The 1,215-nt window shown below is 43.6% G+C and carries 2 protein-coding genes; one reads left to right on the top strand and one right to left on the bottom strand.

The features are described 5' to 3' along the window. Window positions 1-249 precede the first annotated feature (249 nt). Entirely contained in the window at window positions 250-612 is a 363-nt protein-coding gene (locus ICN12_RS10740) for a sirohydrochlorin chelatase (RefSeq protein ID WP_216272501.1), read from the top strand. 179 nt (window positions 613-791) lie between these two features. Here ICN12_RS10740 and ICN12_RS10735 read toward each other — a convergent pair. Continuing rightward, window positions 792-1,215: hypothetical protein (locus ICN12_RS10735; RefSeq protein WP_216272500.1), on the bottom strand; the 424-nt coding region annotated here is incomplete at its 5' end.

The following is a 1,215-nucleotide window of genomic DNA, read 5'->3' as shown; positions in this document are numbered from 1 at the left end:
TGGATGTGGACATACAATCATGAAAGACCGAACATGGGCTTAGGTGGAATTACACCAAAGCAAAAACTAGCACTTGCAGTACCAGCTTCTACTTTTAGCTTAAGTTAAAAATGGGGGGATTACCATTTCAGGACGGGTCAGCTCGTTAATATAGGGAGCTACTAACTTAGCCTATTTAATCGCTCTATTTTAAAGTGATTTAATTGCATTTATTTAAAGAACTTTTCTACTAACCCGATAAAGATCCATATGAAAGCCCTCATTCTGTTTGGCCATGGCGCCCGAGATAGCCGCTGGCGTGAGCCATTTGATCGTTTGGCCTTCCTATGGAAGTCGCAAAACCCAGACGTACGGGTGGAATTAGCCTTCTTGGAGTTAATGCAGCCCAGTTTGGAAGAGGCAATTGCTTCTCAGGTGGCCGCTGGTGCTACTGAGGTGGTGGTAGTGCCAGTCTTTTTTGGGCAAGGCGGTCATTTACGCAATGACTTTCCAGTATTGCTCTCCGCTTGCCAGGAGAAATTCCCAGCAATTACTTTAAGCGCTACGACGGCCGTTGGTGAGGACAAGGCCGTCTTGCAAGCTATCATCGATTTTGGGGTCAGAGCTCTTTAAGATATTACACTGTTCTTTTGCATGTCTTGCTGAATAGGCTCATTAAGTAAGATGGTCTTTATTTGCCCGTACAATAAACACAACAATATCCCCAAGCCTCTTAATAGTGCTCACCCCCGGGGTTTTTCTATGACTTTGGAAAATGATCTGCGATTAAAAATTAGTTTAATTGGAACATTTCATCTACCAACCTGGTCCTCAAGCGGATCGATGACATCGCTTATGAATCGTTCTGCAGTTACTTTTAGTTGACCTAGAGTGACATGATGACTTACTAGCAGCCCATCATTACATGTTTTGACTGCCTGTTCAAAGTCATTCTCTTGAATGAGTAACTCTCTTAAGCCATTTCCTGATCTCAACGCAAGCTGACGAGTCTCTTTGGGGAATTTGACTTTTAATGCTTCCAGCCACTGCTTGGGCCATGTTCTTAGCTCTTGTTTGCTCTCGGTCATCAGGTAGGCCAATGCTAAGACTCGGTAATACCCCCGCCCCTTAACCTGAGTTAAAAGTAGAATTTCTAAGTTGTTTGATTTAAAGGAAATTCTATGAAAACCTCCCGCTTTACCGATAGCCAAATCATGGCCATCCTCAAACAAGCCG

It is taken from the genome of Polynucleobacter sp. AM-25C3, from assembly GCF_018882335.1.
GTDB lineage: Bacteria > Pseudomonadota > Gammaproteobacteria > Burkholderiales > Burkholderiaceae > Polynucleobacter.
Note: the sequence above shows the minus strand (reverse complement) of the source record. Positions and strands in the feature narration are given on the sequence as shown.